This is a genomic window from Mesorhizobium caraganae, assembly GCF_016836705.1.
GTDB lineage: Bacteria > Pseudomonadota > Alphaproteobacteria > Rhizobiales > Rhizobiaceae > Mesorhizobium > Mesorhizobium caraganae.
Window position 1 is genome coordinate 872,797 of record NZ_JAFCGY010000001.1, and the last position, 17,421, is coordinate 890,217.

Genomic DNA, 17,421 nt, shown 5'->3' on the forward strand with positions numbered 1-17,421 from the left:
GCAAGAAAGACGCCGAGGTCGCGGCTAGACCCCTTCTCCCCGTCACTATACGGGGAGAAGGTGCCGGCAGGCGGATGAGGGGCAGCGCCGGCGGCAAAAGAATGAACTGTTTCAATCCGGAGTGACGACTTGAAAGCCAAACTGGGCATGTCCCCCATTGCGTGGTGGAATGACGATCTTGCCGAACTCAGCGACGACGTCTCGCTGGAGGAATGCCTGCGCCAGTCGCGTTCGGCGGGCTTTACCGGCATGGAAATGGGCCGGCGCTTTCCCAACGATCCCGAAATCATGCTGCCGATCCTGAAGAAGGCCGACGTGACGCTGTGCGGCGGCTGGTTCTCCGGGACGCTGGTCGACGAGGACATGGGCAAGAACAAGGATCGCATCCAGCCGATGATCGACCTGTTCAAGGCGGTCAACGCGCCTTGCATCGTCTATGGCGAGGTCGGCCGCTCGATCCAGGGCGACCGTTCCAAGCCGCTCGCCACCAAGCCGAAATTGTCGGGCGACGAGATGAAGGCCTATGCAAGGCGGCTGACCGAGTTCGGCGAATGGTGCGCCGAGCAGGGCATGCCACTGTCCTATCATCACCACATGGCGGCGGTGGTCGAGACCGAGCCGGAACTCGATGCCTTCATGCGCCATTCCGGCGACGGCATTCCGCTGCTGCTCGATGCCGGCCATCTCGCCTTTGCCGGCGGCGACGTGCTGCGCGCCATCGACAACCACCACAGGCGCATCAGCCATGTCCATGTGAAGGATGTGCGCATGGCCGTGATCGACGGGCTCGACCGCACGAAACAGTCCTTCCTCGACGCCGTGGCGCTCGGTGCCTTCACTGTGCCGGGCGATGGCTCGCTGGATTTCGGCGCCATCGTGCAGCGCTTCGCCGACCATGGCTATGAAGGCTGGTTCGTCGTCGAGGCCGAGCAGGACCCGAAGAAGAACCCGCCGCTCAAGATGGCACAGGTCGGCCATAAGGAGCTGATGCGGGTGATGACGGCAGCCGGCTACACCGTCGAGACGCAAGGGTTCCCCAATGTCTGATGCGACGGGTTTCCGCCGAGCCAGCTTGCTGTAGATTGGCCCGATGAAAGATTACGAACACCCATTCTTCCGGCCGCTGTGGCGGCGCGTTGCGGTCGTCGCCGTCTGCGTGATCTGGGCGATCATCGAATTCGCCTCCGGCACGCCGTTCTGGGGCGCCATCGCGCTCGGCTTCGCCGCCTACGCCGTCTGGCAGTTCTTCTATCTCTACAAGCCAGTCGACGAGGCGAAGCCACCGGTCGAGCCGAAGACTGGCGCCGAACCGAAGGAATGACCGCAATGTCGAAACTGCTCGTCAAAGCCGACAAGGGCCATGGCCGCGTCGCCCATGTCACGCCCAAAAGCGCCGGCTGGACCTATGTCGGCTTCGACCTGCACCGGCTGAAGCCGGGCGAAAACGCCTCGGGAAAGACTGGTGATCGCGAAGTCTGCCTGGTGTTCGTCACCGGCAAGGGTACGGCAAAGGCCGGTGGTCAGGAACTCGGCCTGCTCGGCGAGCGCATGTCGCCCTTCGAGGGCAAGCCATGGTCGGTCTACATCCCTGAGGGGGCGGACTGGTCGGTGACCGCGGACACCGATCTCGAACTCGCCGTCTGCTCGGCGCCGGGCCTGGGCGGCGGCCTGCCGGTGCGCGTCATCGCACCCGACGATCTCGGCCAGGAAGTGCGGGGCAAGGGCACCAACACGCGTTACGTCACCAACATATTGCCGGAGGGCAAGCCGGCCGACTCGCTGCTGGTGGTCGAGGTCATCACGCCCGGCGGCCATACATCGAGCTACCCGCCGCACAAGCACGACCAGGACAATCTGCCGGCCGAATCCTATCTCGAGGAAACCTACTATCACCGCCTCAACCCGCCGCAGGGCTTTGCCTTCCAGCGTGTCTATACCGACGCCGATAAGAATGGCGCCCGCGAACTGGACGAGGCGATGGCGATCGAGGACGGCGATGTCGTGCTGGTGCCCAAGGGCTACCACCCCTGCGCCGCCTGCCATGGCTACGACCTCTATTATCTCAACGTCATGGCCGGCCCGAAACGGACGTGGAAGTTCCACAACGCGGCCGAGCACGAATGGCTGATGAAGGCCTGACCACCCCTGTCTTTCAGGGGAAGCTGTTGGCCCAGTTCGGAAAAATCGTCGGCTAACGACCCATGGGGTCGATTTGCCATCGAAAACCCTTCAAAGCTTCGTCAATCCGTCATGGAAATCACCTATGGCAGCGGGCTGACGAGGATTTTCGATGCGCTACGCCATCTATTTCACCCCGAGGCAGGACGAGCCACTGGCGCGGATCGCCGCCAACTGGCTGGGACGTGACCCCTTCGGCGCCGCTACCAGGCCGGTCGAGGCAGTGGGCGACCTGTCGGCGGCGGAGGTCGCCTTCCACACCGCATCGGCCCGCCGCTACGGTTTTCACGCGACGCTGAAGGCACCCTTCCGGCTGGCCGCCAACGAGACCGAAAGCTCGCTGCGTGCTGCCCTGGACGTCTTTGCCGAAGCGACGCCGACGGTCACCATCCCGCGTCTCATCGTCAGCCAGATCGACGGCTTCTTTGCCTTGGTGCCCGAAGGCCCGCTGCCGCCGCTCAACCGTTTCGCCGATGATGTCGTGCTTGGTTTCGACCGTTTTCGCGCGCCGCTCACTGAGGCGGAAATCGAGCGGCGCAGCCCGGATTCGCTTAAACCCGCCGAGTTCCGCAATCTCTGCCAGTGGGGCTACCCCTATGTCTTCGAGACGTTTCGCTTCCACATGACCCTGTCCGGCCGGGCCGGGCCACAGGAAAGCCTACGTCTGCGCGCAGCAATCGACAGCCTGTTCGCCGAGGTGCTGCAGCAGCCGGTGCTGGTGGATGCGCTGACGCTGTTTGTCGAAACCGAACCGGGCGCCCCGTTCATGGTGCTCTCCCATCATGCACTCGGCCGCCGCGCGGCCCGGAAAACTGCCTGACCACGTCGCCTTAAAACCTAAGGACTGCCTGAGATGACCGCCGAGACCGTTTTGACCAATGCCCGCATCGTGCTTGCCGACGAGATCGTCGAAGGGTCGCTGCTGCTGCGCGACGGCCTTATCGCCGGCATCGACGCAGGCACCGGGCGGACCGGCGAGGATATGGGCGGCGACTACATCATCCCCGGCCTGGTCGAACTGCACACCGACCATCTCGAAGGCCACTATGCGCCGCGGCCGAAGGTGCGCTGGAACCCGATCGCCGCCGTGCTTGCCCATGACGCGCAGGTGGCCACCGCCGGCATCACCACGGTGCTCGATGCCTTGCGCGTCGGCATGGACGAGGACGCGGACCTCACCTCCGACGATATCCGCAAGCTGGCCGATGCCATCGAGGACAGCGTGGCGCAGGATCGCCTGCGGGCCGACCACTTCCTGCACCTGCGCTGCGAGGTTTCGGCGCCGGACTGCCTGCAAGCCTTCGCCAATTTCGACGGCGACGAGCGCGTGCGGCTGGCGTCGCTGATGGACCATGCGCCGGGGCAGCGCCAGTTCGTCAACCTCGAGACCTACGCCTATTACTATCAGCGCAAGCTGAAGCTGACCGATCGCGACTTCAAGCTGTTCTGCGAAAAGCGGATGTCGGAATCGGCGAAGAATTCGGGACCGAACCGGGTAGCGATATCAGCCGCCTGCAACGAGCGCGGCATTGTGCTGGCAAGCCATGACGACGCCACATCAGGCCATGTCGACGAGGCGATTGAACAAGGCGTGCGCGTTGCCGAGTTTCCGACCACGCTGGAAGCCGCCAAAGCGTCAAAGGAGGCCGGGCTCGGCGTGCTGATGGGCGCGCCCAATGTCATGCGCGGCGCCTCGCACTCCGGCAATGTTTCGGCCCGCACGCTGGCCGCCGACGGACTGCTCGACATCTTGTCGTCCGACTACATTCCCTTCAGCCTGATCCAGTCGGCCTTCTTTCTAGGCGACGTCGTCGAAGGCATTTCCCTGCCGCAGGCGGTCGCCATGGTGTCGAAGAACCCGGCCGAGGCCATCGGCCTCAGCGATCGCGGCGTCATCGAACCGGGCCGCCGCGCCGACCTGGTGCGCGTGCGCGTCGACGACCATGTGCCGGTCGTGCGCACCGTCTGGCGCCAGGGACGCCGGGTCGCCTGATGGTCTCGGCGTCGATCGAGCGCGAACTCACCGCCGAGGCCTTTCCGGTCCGCAACGGCGTCTTTGTCGCCGTCGTCGGCCCGAGCGGCGCCGGCAAGGATACGGTGATCGGCTACGCCAAGTCGCTGTTTGCCGATGAGACAAGGCTGGAGTTCGTGCGCCGGGTCATCACCAGGCCGAGCGACGCGGCAAGCGAGGACCACGACACGCTGGCCGACGCTGCCTTTGTCGAGGCCGAGGCTGATGGCGCCTTCGCCATTTCCTGGGAGGCGCACGGTCTGCGCTACGGCATCCCGGCCGATGTCGACTGGTCGATTGCCAACGGCCACGTCGCGGTCGCCAATGTGTCGCGAGCGGTCATCCCGGTTCTGCGTGAGCGCTATGCCAATCTGGCTGTGGTCGAGATCACCGCTGCCCCGGAAATCCTCGCCGAACGGCTCGCCCAGCGCGGCCGCGAATCGCGCGGCGAAGTGCTCGCCCGCCTCGCCCGCAGCGCCAATGTCGCTTTGTCCGGACCCGGCGTCACCTCCATCGACAATGGCGGCCCGCGCGAAGCCGCCGGCGAACGCTTCGCCGAAGTGCTGCGCAAGGCGATGGCGTTCTCTGACATGTCGGGGGTAATTTAGCACTACTCCGCCGCCACGGCGCCCTTGCGGCTGGCGTCGAGCATCAGCCGTCTTGCGCGGAACACGCCCCATTGCTGGTCGACCAGCACGCCGATGAGGATCACGCCGCCCATCACCGCGAAGTTGAGCGAAGACGGGATGCCGAGCAGATTGACCAGGTTCTGCAGCTCCTGCAGCAGCACGGTGCCGAGGATGACGCCGACCAGCGAGCCTTCGCCGCCGCGCAGCGAGAAGCCGCCGAGCACCGCCGCCGCGATGGCGTAGAGTTCATAGAACTGGCCGTGGCTGGCCGGCGAGATCGAGCGCGTGTACATGGCGAAATAGATCGCCGACAGCGCAGTCAGCACGCCGCAGATGACATAGGCGGCCATGACGACACGGCCGGTGCGAATGCCCGAATATTTGGCCGCTTCCTCGTTCTTGCCGATGGCATAGAGATAGCGGCCGAACACCGAGCGGTGCAGCACCACCCACATGACGATGGCGATGACGATCAGCGCGATGAAGCTGTTCGGCACGCCCCACGACCGGCCGGCGGTGAGGAATTCCAGCTCCGGGAAATTTTGCCCGAAGCCGAAGCCCGCCGTGCCGTCGGCGGTGTAGAAGCGCGCCACGCCGCGATAGATCAGCAGGCCGCAGAGCGTCACCACGAAGGGCTGCAATTTGAGCCGGGTGATCAGCCAGCCATGCACCAGCCCGATGATGCCGCCGAGCACCAGGATCAGCGGCAGCGCGATCGGCCATCCCAGGCCGCGCACGGCGATGAAGTCGATGAACAGCGTACCGAGCAGCGCAACCACCGAGCCGACCGACAATTCGATGCCGCCGGTGATGATGACGAAGGCCTGGCCGATCGACAGGATGCCGAACAGGCCGATCAGGTTCGACGTATTGGCAAGATTGATCGGCAGCAGGAAGCGCGGATTGATGATCGCCACCACGGCCCCGACCACCAGGATCAGGATCAGCAGGCCGAGATCTTTCTTGCTCATCGTCTTCTCCCCAATGCCCGCTTGAGCAGGTTCTGCAAAAATGTTCCGCGCGACCCGCGGCAAACAAAGCCTAATTCGGCTTCTTGCCGACCGCCAGCAACAGCACGTTTTCCTGGCTGAATTGTTCCTTGTCGAGAATGCCGGAAATCTGGCCCTCATGCATGACGGCGATGCGGTCGGACACGCCGATCACCTCTTCCATGTCGCTGGAGATCATCAGCACGGCGACGCCGGCATCGGCCAGCGCCCGCATCAGCCCGTAAATCTCGGCCTTGGCGCCGATGTCGATGCCGCGCGTCGGCTCGTCGAGGATCATCACCCTGGGGTTCATCGCCAGCCACTTGCCCAGCACCACCTTCTGCTGGTTGCCACCCGACAGCGTGCCGGTGCGCGTCTGCACCGATGGCGCCTTGATGCCGAGATCCTTCTTCTGCTTCTCGGCTGTGACGGTCTCCGCTTTTGCCGACACCAGCTGGCGCTTCGCATGGGCCGGCAGATCGGGCAGCGAAATGTTTTGCGCGATCGACAAATCGAGCAGTATCCCGGTCAGCTTGCGGTCTTCCGGGACGAGAAAAATGCCGTGCGCGACGGCATCGGCCGCCGAGCCCAGGACAAGCGGCTTGCCGTCGAGTTCGAGCGCGCCGCCAAGCGTGCTGTCTATGCCGAAGAACACCCGCGCCAGTTCGGTCCGGCCGGAGCCGACAAGGCCGGCAAGGCCGAGGATTTCGCCACGCCTGACATCGAGATCGACCGGCCGGGCAGGGTAGGCGGGGGTGCGTACAGCTTTGGCCGATAGCGCCGTTGCGCCCGGTGCCCGCGCCGCTTCGGACGCTTTCTCGCGCTCCTTCAGCATGCGGCCGATCATCAGCTTGACCATCTGGTCGTGGTTGATGGCGCTCTTCGGCAAAGTGCCGGCCAGCATGCCGTCGCGCAACACCACCACCCGGTCGGCGACGCGCTCGACCTCGTGCAGCCGGTGCGAGATGAAGATGACGCTGATACCATCGGCCTTCAGCGCCTTGATGACGTCGAGCAGCTTGTCGGTTTCGGCGATCGGCAGGCTTGAGGTCGGCTCGTCGAGGATGACCAGCCGCGCCTTGATCGACAGCGCCTTGGCGATCTCGACCATCTGTTGCTGCGCCAGCGACAGGTCGGCGACCGGCGTATCGGCGGAGAAATTGGCGCCGACGCGCTTCAACAATGGCGCCACCATCTCGCGCAGCCTGGCGCGGTCGACCAGCCGCAGCGGCCCGCCACGCAACGGCTCGCGGCCGAAAAAGATGTTGGCGGCGACGTCGAGGTTTTCGAACAGGTTGAGTTCCTGGTGGACGAAGGCGATGCCCGACCCCAGGCTGCCTTCGACGCTAAGGCCGTCATGCGCAACGCCGTCGACGGTAATGATGCCGCTGTCCGGCCGGGTGACGCCGCCGAGGATCTTCATCAAGGTCGATTTGCCGGCGCCGTTTTCGCCGACCAGGCCGATGACCTCACCCGGCCTGACCTCCATGGAAAAGCCGTCCAGCGCGACAACGCCTGGATAGCTCTTGCGCACGTTCTCGAGGCCGAGGAACGGGGTAGTCGCTGCAATGGATGTGTCGGAATAGTTCATCAAGCCTGACAGCAGCCGCTGGGCCAAAATGGCCCCTTCAGCAGACTGACGGGCCTTCGCCCGCCCGTCAACACGATCGCCGGCCCAAGGCGAACCTTGAGCCGGCGTAACCGCTCGTGGCCTCAGTTTCCGGACATCGCCTTCAGATTGGCCGCATAGGCGTCGACATCGTCCTTGCCGATGATCTTGGTCGGGATGATGATCAGGCCGCCTTCCGGAATGCCGGATTTGTCGCCCTTGAGATAGGCGGCCATCAGCTTCATGCCCTGGTAGGCCCATTCGAAGGGCTGCTGCACGACGGTCGCCGCCACCGTGCCTTCCTTGACGCCGCCCAGCGTGATCGGATCGTCATCGAAACCGACGACGGTGATCGAGCCGAGCTTGCCGGCGTCGCGCAGCGCTTCATAGATGCGCGGCGTGTTGTAGGAGTAGAAACCGACCATGCAGGTGATGTCGGGGCTGGCGACCAGCGCGTCCTCGACATTCTTCTTGGCGCGCGCCTGGTCGATGTCGTCGCCGCGCACGTCGACCAGTTCGATCTTGCTGCCGGCGAGACCGTCCTTCATGCCCTGGATGCGTTCCTTGGCATTGTCGGCGCCGAGCAGGCCGACGAAGCCGAGGCATTTGCCGCCGTCGGGCATCGCCTTCTTGGCGATCTCGGCCGCCTGCTTGCCGGCGTCGACATTGGACGAGCCGATATAGGCGACGCGCTTGGTCTGCGGGGCATCGGAGTCGGTGGTGAACAGCGCCGTCTCAGAGGCGATCTTGTTCAGACCGTCGGTCGAGGTCTTGGGGTCGACGGCCGAGACCATGATCCCCTTGACGCCGGCAGTCACCAGATCGTCCATCAGCCGCTGCTGGATGGCGACCGAGGACTGCTCGGGATATTTGAGTTCGAGATTGTAGTCGGGCAACTCGCCCTGCGCCTTCTTGACGCCGGCTTCCGCCGCCTTCCAGAAGTCGGACGCGCCGTTGACGACGAAGGCCAGCGTCGGCTTGTCGTCGGCGCGCGCAATGGCTGTCGCCGTCAGGCCAAGCAGCAGGGCTGCCGTGGCTACGGATGCATGTCGTATCAAGGATTTCATGTTCAACCTCCCGTTTTGGCTCAGTCGTCGGACTGAACCGATCTTGCATTCACTGAATTGCCGCTTGCGATTTGGACGCCCTCCTCCTCAGGGTTCCCGGCACTGAAAGAATGGCGTCGTTCCAGTCGCGATTACGGACTTTAGAGACTCATCCCATGCTCGTAAATAGTCTGATTTGTCTGACATATCACATGTCCGAGACAGAGCTTGCGGAGGCAATCCCCGCTCGCCGTCAGGCCATTCACGCCCACTTCTCGCCGCGCGGGTCCCAGCCGGACCGGACGCGGCGGATTGACGTTACAGCGCATTTTTGTATTAGTAAACAGTATTAGTAAAGGGTCTCACGCGAGGGCGCTGGCAAGGCGGCGGGGCTCGTTCTCCCAAGGTGCGCCGCTTCGGCGGCATCCAAGCGGATGCCTTGCGGTTGTTGAGTTACAACCGAACGGAGAGGCGTAGCGGCAGCGAGCTGAAGCTGCTAATAAACATAATCATATCCGGCGACTTCTATTAGTGGATGGCGCCGAACCATCTTGTCGGCCTGACTGGCTGCCGCTAGACAGGCCGTGGATTGGGGACACGAATGCCATGAGCGATACGATTGACCCGGACGGCCCGGCCAGCGACGCGGCGCGGCGGCGCAAGGCGCCGGCGAGAACCGCCAAAGGCGGCCGCGTCACCATGACGGATATTGCCAGGGCTGCCGGCTGCTCGCAGGCGACCGTCTCTTTCGTGCTCAACAATTCGCCCGGCATCAGGCTGTCGCAGCAGACGCGCGAGCGGGTGATCGACGCCGCGCGTGCGCTCGGCTATTCCGCGCCCGCCTTCTCGGCGCTGCGCAAACCGGTTCCCGCTTTCGAAGGGCTTGATGGCGTCATCGGCTTCGCCGTCGATCAGCTGGCGACCAGTCCGGAAGCCGTCGTCGCCATCGAGGGCGCGCGCCAGGCGTCGTGGAACGCCGGCAATGTCTTGCTGGTGGCGCAGACCATGGGCGACGCCGTCATGGAGCCGCGCGCCATTGCGGCCCTCACCAAGCGCGGCATCTCGGCGCTGATCTACATGACCATCTTCACCCGCGAGATCTCAGCACCGGACTTCCTCTACAGCCTCGACATCCCGGTCATCCTGCTCAACTGCTACACATCCGACTATGCCTTCCCCGCCGTGGTTCCTTCCGAGATCGCCGGCGGCCAGAGTTCGACCCGGCATCTGATCGGCCACGGCCACCGCCGCATCGCCACCATCACCGGAGAGCCGTGGATGCAGGCCGCGCAGGACCGCCTGAAGGGCTACCGCAGGGCGCTCGCTACCGCAGACATCCCGTTCGATCCGGAACTGGTGGTCGAAGGCGACTGGTCGGCCAGCGCCGGCTATGCCGCGACCGTCAAGCTTCTGGCGCTCAAAGATCGCCCGACCGCCATCTTCTGCCAGAACGACCGCACGGCAATCGGCTGCTACGAAGCGCTGAAGGAGGCGGGCCTGCACATACCGCAGGACATCTCCGTCGTCGGCTATGACGATGAGGAGATCGCCCGGCATCTGTTCCCGCCGCTGACGACGTCGATCCTGCCGCACATGGCCATGGGCCAATGGGCGATCGAGCAGCTCGAGGTGCCGCCGCCGCCCGGCCGCGGCCGCTATCCCATCACCAAGCTCGAATGCCCACTGGTCGAGCGGGACTCGGTAGCCGCGGTGGCGGGGCAAACCTGACAGACCCATCCCGAAGCAAATCGGGATGGGTCTGTTCAGTACTTGCGCCTCAGGGCAGGATTTGTCCGAACCTCGGGATCATCCTGCGGCTAGAACCGCAAGATGACATAGGAGCGCCTGCGGTAGCAGCGCCTGTGCCACCGGCCATACCGCCAGAACCTGCGGCAATGCCGTCTCCAGACGCGCCGCCTGTGATGACGACGGTGCCATCGCCGATGGTAGATCTGCTCGACATCGCCCGGGCCTTCGTCGTCATCGAAAGCACTGGCATCCTGCTTGTCGAGCTCATCGAGAATGCCGTTACCGACATTGGGAACCCCGGCCACGGCCTCGAGAGGCCGAACCGTAGTAGCAAGCGCCGCGGCCCCCGCAACGCCGAACAATGCTGTCAAGAATGATCGCCGATCCATCAAAACCTCCATCAGAGGATAAGGCTAACATCAGCCAGATAGAGCGGCTGAGACAAAAGGCCAGAGGGGCAATTTTAGCCGGCACAAAGGGTGGTTAACGCCACGGCCCGTGGCCTGCTGGCTGTCTTAGTCCGTTCATAGGGTTAACCTAAAAATGGCGGTCTCAACAAGGGAGCGTGCCATGCCAGCGGACAACATCGACCGACTCCAGAGCGCTTACAAGGCCGCGGTGGAAGAGTGGATAGCGGCGATCAAGCAGGAAGAGGAACTGGCCTCCGTCAATCATTCGGTCGCAGAGGTCGACACATGGGAAGCGGCGCATTTCAAGGAAGACGAGATGCGCGGCAAGGTCCGGGACCTGAAGGCGAAATACGAAGACGCCCTGCGCAAGGAATTGTTCGGGTTTTAGCCGCCGCGATTGCGTCGATCCCGGCGTGTGGTCCCCGCGAACGGACGTCGGCGCCGCTACGCGTTCTGCCAAGGGTGCATCAAGTCTGAAACAAGCCTTTGACTGCTTGAAGGCCCGATGCACTTGGAGCGACCATCGCCATTGCCTGGCTCGAGAGTCCAAGATGGTCTTTCAACACCGCATTGACGATCGAGCGGGCATCGGTGGTAACCGCCAAGTCGGTCCCCTCGTGAAGCTGATCTGCCGCCAATCCGGGCCAGCGACCCGCGATCCGCCCCCCGGCTATCGCACCACCCATCAAGAACGCTACGCTGGCACTGCCATGGTCGGTGCCGCCTTGTTCGTTGAAGTGGGCAGAGCGCCCAAATTCCGTAATGCCGAGCACAACGGTTTGGCGCCAGATTGCGGCTGCCGCTTCCGAGAACGCGACGACACCGCGCGCCAATGTCCCAAGGGTCGCCGAAAGACGCTCTCCCTGAGCAACGTGGGTATCGATGCCGTCCAACTGCAGCAGGGCCACGCGCGGACCGTCCGGCCTGGACAGCGCCTGCGCCGCGGAGGTCGCCGCTGCGGCAAAGCTGGCGGCACTCAGCGCATGTCGCCGCGCAAGCAATGTCTGCACCGCGTCTCCGGCTGAACCGGACGCCTCACCGAGGCAAAGGCGGGCGATGTCCAGTCCCGGATTGGCCAACACAAGATCCAAAAGCGCGTCATTTGGCAGGTCGGCCGGCGCTACACGCCAGATGGCTTGCCTTCCTTGCGACAGCACCGAAGCGGCTCTTCCTGGCCAGCCAAAATCGCCGCCGTCGACATCGCCGTCGAACAGGACCCTCTGCGCGGCGTCATGCGATTTCCCGATACCCGGGATGCCCGTCGCGGGCAGGATCAGCAATTCGCCGGCCGAATAGAACCGAGCAAGAGGTTCCAGCGCGGGATGAAGCGCAAACAGCGGATCAAGCTTCACACCGAACGCGTCGTCGGAGTTGTCAAGTTCTCTCGCCCTGCCTCGCACCCGCCGGAAATCCGGATCACCATGGGGCGGCAGCGCGGCCAGCGCATCAAGTCCGCCCCGAAGGTGGACGACCAGCAGTCGCGGGTGGCTGTCGCCGGCAAAAACCGCCGAAGCAAGCCCTGCGCTGGTCGCAAACAGCGAGGTAAGACCCAAACCCTGGAGGGCCGTGCGGCGCGTCAATTGCATTTCGGATAGTCCGGATCAGAGACGTCCGGCGTTCCGGGCGTCGAAAATCCAAGCTGATCGGCATTTGGGATCACACCCTTTTTGATCGGGACCTCCTGCAAATTCGGAGTGGGCCGGGCCAGCAGTCCCGCCAGGACTGGAGCGGCAAGGGACGTCCCCGAACAGATATTCTGTCTTAGCTTGTGGGTGTTGTTTGTACTCCGCCAAAGCACCGGGACGCCGACGCCGGGCTCGGACATGGCCGCGCCAAAAGCGCCGCCATTCCAAAGCACATCACACCACCCGTTTGAAACGGTGCTGCACGCGCCGGTGCCGGTGCCGGTGACATAAGTGCTGTCGGATGCCGAGACACTTTGGATGAAGCCTTGCGTCGGGTTTGGAGAAAAATATTCCGACGCATTGGCGGGGAAAAAGGACTGTACCCACGACGCCTCGTCGTCGTCCCGCGCATTGCCCGCCGCAATCACAATGCGGACCTGCTTGTTTGCGATCGCAAACAGCAGCTTGTCCATCTGACCAAGCAGGTCCAATTGGCCACCCTTCCTCGCGGTCTCCAAGAACTGCGCGCCCCAGCTGATGTTCAGGATTTGGCCGGCGGACGCATGATCACTGACATATTGCAGGGCGACAAGCGGCGGCCCGACGATCTTCGACTTATTATCCTCAAACGCCTTGACAATCTTGAGCGGCACCCCGGGGCTGACCCCAACGATGCCAAGGAATTGACCGCTTGTTGCACCTGGCACACGCTTTCCGCCAATGATCCCTGCAACCATCGTGCCGTGACCTTGAGTGTCTGGCGCGCCGGTGGTCGTGCTGCAGGTAGTGGTCATACAGTCGATCCGTTCCGAAATATTGAGAAGCCCTTTTGTGACGACGTCGTCGTCGACGCCGCTATCGATGATCCAGACCGCGGACCCGTTGGTCACAGGACTGGGCGACCCGACGACTCTGCAAACGCTCGGCGGCACGAGCTTGTCACCCGTCACAGGCTCTAGCCGGCTACGTGCTTCGCAACCGCCATCCGCGAACAGGCTTACTTCCGGGGAGTCCGGTTCCTCGTACCCTTCGGATAGAAGCTTGTTCGCTTCCTCATCGGTAAAGCTTCCAGTGACCAGGCTAAATCCCAGGTCCGGCATGTCGACGGCCTGCAGGGGGTCCCCCGACAGATTCATCTTGTTCAGGCTGGCGATAACCGATCCAAATCTGTCCTTGTCCGCAAGTGGCGCGATGAATGTGTGTTGCGTTACTTGCGGCCCGTCCGGGTCTTCGTCCGCGTGCACGATCGTGGCCGCGGAAAATGTGGCGGCGAGAAAAGTCACAAGCCAGGCGAACCTCATGGATCCCCCCCATCTGCTGGTCGACTGACTGGCAGCATGCTCCCAATAGCTCTTTCTGTCCACGGCAAAGCTTTGGAGGCGAACCGTTTGAGGCTCTTCTTGCGGCCAAAGAAAAAGCAGCCTAGGTTGTTCTCGCACGCCTCAAAGCGCGGGGAGCAACGGTTGTGCCCAAGGTGAAACTCAAGCAGGGCCGACAGGCCCAGGAGATTGGCGCGGCGCTCGTGGGAGCCTGGCTGAAGGCTTTACCGCCCGCATTCACGGCGACTGTATCGGCGGTAGTTTCGACAAGTCCTTTGCGTATAACCGTCGACATACCGAACGCCTTCACGGTTAATGACGTCATAGCTCTGCGCACTGGAGATAAAAATGGCGGTCTTCGAAGTGTGAGGGTAGGACAGATCACAGGCACTACGGGAAAAACCTTGCGTGTCGTTGATCTTGGCGGTGTCGATATCGACTACAAAGGCAAGAGCTTGCTGAATGGCGTAGTGTCGAAAGTAAAAGACCTGAATGACGCTACTCTTCTAAGCGAACTTAAGATTGTGCTGGAGCAGATCGTCGACGCGAAAGTGAAACTGGTGTGCGATGCCCCAACGGAGCTGACTGTGGTCCTGCCGGCCCTGCCGGAAGGCGTTGTCACGCGCGAGGACCTGATAGGTTACCTGGGGACGTACCACAACAACGCACAGGGTCGGCACTATCATGACGAGCTTGCGTCCGCGGTCCTTTTCGGCTGCCGATAGCAAACTTCAATATCAGTTCGGCAGCCCGGCGGCGAGCAGCCCTTTGAGCAGCGTGGCCCGATCCTCTTCCAGGCGATAGGGCTCCTTGGCGACGAATCGACTGCAGGAAAAGCTGGGCGTACCTGCCAACACGCGAGCCGCATACAACTTTGCGTCGCTGTCCCGGCCAAGCGCCGAGCTCGAAGCGGCCATGTAGGCCGTAACCCATGTCGGCATTGTCGACGAACGGCTCAAAGCGACCAACGCCTGCTCGGGCCGGCCCGCAATGAAGTGGACGATGCCGCGAAACGGCCAATACCAGGATGGTTCATAAAGAGGATCGAGCACCTGCGCCCGCTCGAACCATTGCATGGCGCGATCCGGTTCGCCGCAAAATGTGTAGAGAGTGCCGAGATAGGAAACCTGCTCGGGATCGTTCGGATTGAGGTAGAGGGCCCGTGCGTAGAGTTGCCCGGCGACGTCGAAGTCTCGCCGGTGCAGCAGCACCCAGCCGAGAATGTTGAGGCAAACCGGATCGTTGGCGGAGAGCGCCACCGCCTTCTTGGCAATTGCGTGCGCCTCGTCGAGCAAGGCATCGGAAGATCCCATGTCGCGAAACCATTCCAGCTGCTTGTAGTGAGCCAGCTTGGCGTAGGCGCGCCCATAGGTCGGATCGAGGTCGATGGCGCGCTGATACCATTGCCTGGCTTCCGCTTCGCACGCGAGGTCGCCTAGCGGCAGGGCATTGCCGCGCAGCACGCACTCATAGGCCGCCAGATTGGCCGGCGGCTTGCGCCGCGCCTTCTCCGCACCCGCTGCCTTGAGGCGCCCGATGACTGTGCCCACGATCTTGCGGACCAGTTCGTCCTGCACATCGAAAATGTCCTGATCGTCGCTGTCATAATGCTCGGCCCAAACGTCGCCGCCGGACGTTGCGTCAACCAGTTCGCACGACAGGCGGATACGCTTCCCCATCCTGCGGATTCGCCCCGCAAGCTCGAAATCGAGCCCGATATCCGAGACCAGCTTTGGCAGCTCCACATCCTTGAGCCGCATCGAGGTATGATATGACGCGACGGAGAGCTGCGTGAACCGCGTCAGCTCGGTGATGACGTCTTCCGTGAACCCTTCGCTGAAATAGGGTTCCACGCCGCCGGTGCTGACAAATGGGCGGACCAGGATCGATGGCGTGTTCGAGCCCGAAATCTCGGCGCCGATGCTCGGCGAGGGGCTCTCGGGTCTGTGAATAAGCGAGTAGACCGCCACGGGTCGGGGAATGTTCTTGAGCAGGAAGTCACCGCAATATTCGAAGGGCAATTGCAGCCCCGCGCGGACCTCCTCATGCACTTTTGCCGAAAGGCAAATGCCTCCGGGAGCTGCGATCTGTTCAAGGCGTGCAGCCACGTTGACGCCGTCGCCGAACACGTCTCCGTCGCCGTCGACGATAATGTCGCCGAAATTTATGCCCATCCGAAGCGACAGACCGGGCGACGGCCGCTCGGGGCTTGCGAGATAGGCCTGGATAGCCACCCCACACCGGACCGCTTCGACCGCACTGAGGAACTCCGCTACGATACCGTCGCCGGTGTTCTTTACAACGCGGCCGTCATGCCGATGAACGTAGCCCGGGATCTCGTCGTGCATCAGCGCTCGGACGCGGGTAAACGTTCCTTCCTCGTCTTCCGCCATTTGTTGCGAATAGCCGACCACGTCTGCGACCACGATCGCAGTCAGGCGTCGCTTCAGCGTGCCGTTGTTTGCGGTCAATCCAGGCTTTGGGGTCAATCCATACCTCGGGTCGGACGTCCGAACGTACTTTAGCACATTTGCATGATGCTATCGCGCATGGCAGCGTGTAAACTGCTGCACCAAGAGCTTCGGGCGTGCGACAGAGCGAAATCCGTTCAGAAGCGCTCGCAACGCGAAAGATACGCACATTCGAGGTCTGCGTGGGGTCTAGTCTTCTCTATGGCCCGGTGGTGATCTCGGACCCATTGCTCGGCTGTCCTCTCACGGTGGCCGCCGGCCGCGTTCGCGCCGCCAGGGATGGCGATGAGAGCACTTACTTCGTGTCCGGTTGGGGCACGACAGTCGAGCAGGCGCTGCAAGGCTGCCTTTATGAGGCGGACGAGACCCACTTCGCCCAGATCATTCCCGAGGGGCGACTTCTCCGGTCGTGTGCCGATGCGATTCATGGGCGGGTCGTCGAGCCGCCCGGCATCCTTCTTTTCAGCGAAGAGCAATATGACCGGCGAGAGGCCGGGAACCGACAACCCCGCAACATGGTTCCGGCCCGCTGGGATAGATCCGCGCCTGAAGACTGGATCCTGAGTGACGACAAGCTCGGTACGGAGCAAGCCTGGGTGCCCGCGGGGTTGTGTTTCCTCGGATATGATCCCGGTGGCAAGCAATCATCTTTGCCGGCTGCCGACTCCAACGGACTTGCGCTGGGCGCCAACCCTGAGGACGCTGCGATGAGCGCACTTCTCGAGCTGATAGAGCGAGATGCGACCTCCATCTGGTGGTACAATCGACTTGTTTTGCCTCGAATCGATCCGAAGTCGATGGCAAGCGACACCGTATCTTCTTACGAGGACTGGCTTCGGCACCAAGGTCGTGAATTGCGGCTTTTGCGCCTTACGCTGGATTTGGCGGTGCCGATAGTCGCGGCAATCTCCAGCGACAGGTCCGGCCGGTGTCCGGCGATGGGATTTGCGGCAGGCGCATCGTGGTCAGCGGCTGCCACAAGGGCGGTTGGCGAGCTTGCTCAATGCGAAGCGAACCTTGCTCTGCTCTCCCAACAGGCGCAGCAACAGGGAACGACCCGCTTTACGCCCGGAGCGCGGAAACTTTATCGCTGGCATCGAGAGACGGATCTGGGGCTGTGTCCATATTTGCAGGGTGGCGGCCCTGCCTGCGCGGATGAAACGACACTTGACTACGCCTCATGCGTCAAACTCTGCCACGAACGAAACCTGGAAATATTCGCCGTCATCCTGATGCAGGATGAGCAGCGGTCCCTTGTCCGCATGTTCGCTCCCGGCTTGCGTTCGACCAAACCGAGGTTTGGTCCGGGCAGGCTCTATTCTGTTCCAGGCACTCTTGGCCTCGGGCCTGCGAGCTCCATATGCCGAGACCCTTTCCCGTTTTAG

17 protein-coding genes are annotated in these 17,421 nt (G+C 62.9%); 11 read left to right on the forward strand and 6 right to left on the reverse strand.

The window, feature by feature from the left end:
• Nucleotides 1-129: 129 nt before the first annotated feature.
• The 6 genes from iolE (at nucleotide 130) to phnN (ending at nucleotide 4,797) form a co-directional block, all read left to right on the forward strand.
• Nucleotides 130-1,047 carry a myo-inosose-2 dehydratase gene (iolE, locus tag JQK88_RS04355; protein WP_192255342.1) on the forward strand — a complete coding sequence of 306 codons (918 nt, stop codon included), beginning with the start codon at nucleotides 130-132 and terminating at the stop codon, nucleotides 1,045-1,047.
• A 43-nt stretch (nucleotides 1,048-1,090) separates the two neighbouring features.
• On the forward strand, nucleotides 1,091-1,321 hold the full coding sequence (locus tag JQK88_RS04360; protein ID WP_203277581.1) for a DUF3329 domain-containing protein: 231 nt from the start codon (nucleotides 1,091-1,093) through the stop codon (nucleotides 1,319-1,321).
• 5 nt (nucleotides 1,322-1,326) lie between these two features.
• Nucleotides 1,327-2,139, forward strand: coding sequence for a 5-deoxy-glucuronate isomerase (iolB, locus tag JQK88_RS04365; RefSeq protein WP_203277582.1), 813 nt, complete (start codon nucleotides 1,327-1,329; stop codon nucleotides 2,137-2,139).
• 151 nt (nucleotides 2,140-2,290) lie between these two features.
• Nucleotides 2,291-2,998, forward strand: a complete 708-nt coding sequence (locus tag JQK88_RS04370) for a DUF1045 domain-containing protein (protein WP_203277583.1) — start codon at nucleotides 2,291-2,293, stop codon at nucleotides 2,996-2,998.
• 33 nt (nucleotides 2,999-3,031) lie between these two features.
• Complete coding sequence (locus JQK88_RS04375; protein WP_203277584.1) at nucleotides 3,032-4,171, forward strand: alpha-D-ribose 1-methylphosphonate 5-triphosphate diphosphatase; 1,140 nt, start codon at nucleotides 3,032-3,034, stop codon at nucleotides 4,169-4,171.
• Nucleotides 4,168-4,797: a phosphonate metabolism protein/1,5-bisphosphokinase (PRPP-forming) PhnN gene (gene phnN / locus JQK88_RS04380; RefSeq protein WP_192255467.1), complete on the forward strand. Its 630-nt coding sequence runs from the start codon at nucleotides 4,168-4,170 to the stop codon at nucleotides 4,795-4,797. Before JQK88_RS04375 ends, phnN begins: the two co-directional genes overlap by 4 nt.
• Before the next feature lie 2 nt (nucleotides 4,798-4,799).
• Here the strand turns inward: phnN and JQK88_RS04385 are convergent, their stop codons facing one another.
• From JQK88_RS04385 to JQK88_RS04395, 3 genes are all read right to left on the reverse strand, one after another.
• Nucleotides 4,800-5,789: an ABC transporter permease gene (locus JQK88_RS04385; protein WP_192255331.1), complete on the reverse strand. Its 990-nt coding sequence runs from the start codon at nucleotides 5,787-5,789 to the stop codon at nucleotides 4,800-4,802.
• Between the two features lie 70 nt (nucleotides 5,790-5,859).
• Entirely contained in the window at nucleotides 5,860-7,398 is a 1,539-nt protein-coding gene (locus tag JQK88_RS04390; RefSeq protein WP_192255465.1) for a sugar ABC transporter ATP-binding protein, read from the reverse strand.
• 122 nt (nucleotides 7,399-7,520) lie between these two features.
• Entirely contained in the window at nucleotides 7,521-8,483 is a 963-nt protein-coding gene (locus JQK88_RS04395) for a sugar-binding protein (protein ID WP_181056760.1), read from the reverse strand.
• A 585-nt stretch (nucleotides 8,484-9,068) separates the two neighbouring features.
• On the opposite strand from JQK88_RS04395, the gene JQK88_RS04400 reads away from it, so the two are divergent.
• From JQK88_RS04400 to JQK88_RS04410, 3 genes are all read left to right on the forward strand, one after another.
• Nucleotides 9,069-10,190: a LacI family DNA-binding transcriptional regulator gene (locus JQK88_RS04400; protein ID WP_203277585.1), complete on the forward strand. Its 1,122-nt coding sequence runs from the start codon at nucleotides 9,069-9,071 to the stop codon at nucleotides 10,188-10,190.
• 215 nt (nucleotides 10,191-10,405) lie between these two features.
• Nucleotides 10,406-10,588, forward strand: a complete 183-nt coding sequence (locus JQK88_RS04405) for a hypothetical protein (protein ID WP_181056758.1) — start codon at nucleotides 10,406-10,408, stop codon at nucleotides 10,586-10,588.
• A 193-nt stretch (nucleotides 10,589-10,781) separates the two neighbouring features.
• The gene (locus tag JQK88_RS04410) at nucleotides 10,782-11,009 is read left to right on the forward strand and encodes a hypothetical protein (RefSeq protein WP_203277586.1); all 228 of its coding nucleotides are present in this window, start codon (nucleotides 10,782-10,784) and stop codon (nucleotides 11,007-11,009) included.
• Between the two features lie 79 nt (nucleotides 11,010-11,088).
• Here the strand turns inward: JQK88_RS04410 and JQK88_RS04415 are convergent, their stop codons facing one another.
• Both JQK88_RS04415 and JQK88_RS04420 read right to left on the reverse strand, forming a co-directional pair.
• Entirely contained in the window at nucleotides 11,089-12,207 is a 1,119-nt protein-coding gene (locus tag JQK88_RS04415; protein ID WP_203277587.1) for a DUF1501 domain-containing protein, read from the reverse strand.
• Nucleotides 12,198-13,547 carry a S8 family serine peptidase gene (locus JQK88_RS04420; RefSeq protein WP_203277588.1) on the reverse strand — a complete coding sequence of 450 codons (1,350 nt, stop codon included), beginning with the start codon at nucleotides 13,545-13,547 and terminating at the stop codon, nucleotides 12,198-12,200. The genes JQK88_RS04415 and JQK88_RS04420 overlap by 10 nt, the downstream gene beginning before the upstream one ends.
• Nucleotides 13,548-13,711: 164 nt before the next feature.
• On the opposite strand from JQK88_RS04420, the gene JQK88_RS04425 reads away from it, so the two are divergent.
• The gene (locus JQK88_RS04425) at nucleotides 13,712-14,290 is read left to right on the forward strand and encodes a hypothetical protein (RefSeq protein ID WP_203277589.1); all 579 of its coding nucleotides are present in this window, start codon (nucleotides 13,712-13,714) and stop codon (nucleotides 14,288-14,290) included.
• A gap of 12 nt (nucleotides 14,291-14,302) precedes the next feature.
• Here the strand turns inward: JQK88_RS04425 and JQK88_RS04430 are convergent, their stop codons facing one another.
• Complete coding sequence (locus JQK88_RS04430; RefSeq protein ID WP_203277590.1) at nucleotides 14,303-16,036, reverse strand: adenylate/guanylate cyclase domain-containing protein; 1,734 nt, start codon at nucleotides 16,034-16,036, stop codon at nucleotides 14,303-14,305.
• A 116-nt stretch (nucleotides 16,037-16,152) separates the two neighbouring features.
• Here JQK88_RS04430 and JQK88_RS04435 point away from each other — a divergent pair, with 116 nt between their 5' ends.
• Nucleotides 16,153-17,421, forward strand: coding sequence for a YcaO-like family protein (locus JQK88_RS04435; RefSeq protein ID WP_203277591.1), 1,269 nt, complete (start codon nucleotides 16,153-16,155; stop codon nucleotides 17,419-17,421).

Excerpts from the sequence above, each read along its gene's own strand:
- JQK88_RS04370 (WP_203277583.1), top strand. The coding sequence starts at position 2,291 with ATGCGCTACGCCATCTATTTCACCCCGAGGCAGGACGAGCCACTGGCG.
- iolB (WP_203277582.1), top strand. The coding sequence starts at position 1,327 with ATGTCGAAACTGCTCGTCAAAGCCGACAAGGGCCATGGCCGCGTCGCC.
- JQK88_RS04390 (WP_192255465.1), bottom strand. The coding sequence starts at position 7,398 with ATGAACTATTCCGACACATCCATTGCAGCGACTACCCCGTTCCTCGGC.
- JQK88_RS04360 (WP_203277581.1), top strand. The coding sequence starts at position 1,091 with ATGAAAGATTACGAACACCCATTCTTCCGGCCGCTGTGGCGGCGCGTT.
- JQK88_RS04385 (WP_192255331.1), bottom strand. The coding sequence starts at position 5,789 with ATGAGCAAGAAAGATCTCGGCCTGCTGATCCTGATCCTGGTGGTCGGG.
- JQK88_RS04400 (WP_203277585.1), top strand. The coding sequence starts at position 9,069 with ATGAGCGATACGATTGACCCGGACGGCCCGGCCAGCGACGCGGCGCGG.
- JQK88_RS04415 (WP_203277587.1), bottom strand. The coding sequence starts at position 12,207 with ATGCAATTGACGCGCCGCACGGCCCTCCAGGGTTTGGGTCTTACCTCG.
- JQK88_RS04410 (WP_203277586.1), top strand. The coding sequence starts at position 10,782 with ATGCCAGCGGACAACATCGACCGACTCCAGAGCGCTTACAAGGCCGCG.
- JQK88_RS04420 (WP_203277588.1), bottom strand. The coding sequence starts at position 13,547 with ATGAGGTTCGCCTGGCTTGTGACTTTTCTCGCCGCCACATTTTCCGCG.
- JQK88_RS04375 (WP_203277584.1), top strand. The coding sequence starts at position 3,032 with ATGACCGCCGAGACCGTTTTGACCAATGCCCGCATCGTGCTTGCCGAC.
- JQK88_RS04405 (WP_181056758.1), top strand. The coding sequence starts at position 10,406 with ATGGTAGATCTGCTCGACATCGCCCGGGCCTTCGTCGTCATCGAAAGC.
- JQK88_RS04395 (WP_181056760.1), bottom strand. The coding sequence starts at position 8,483 with ATGAAATCCTTGATACGACATGCATCCGTAGCCACGGCAGCCCTGCTG.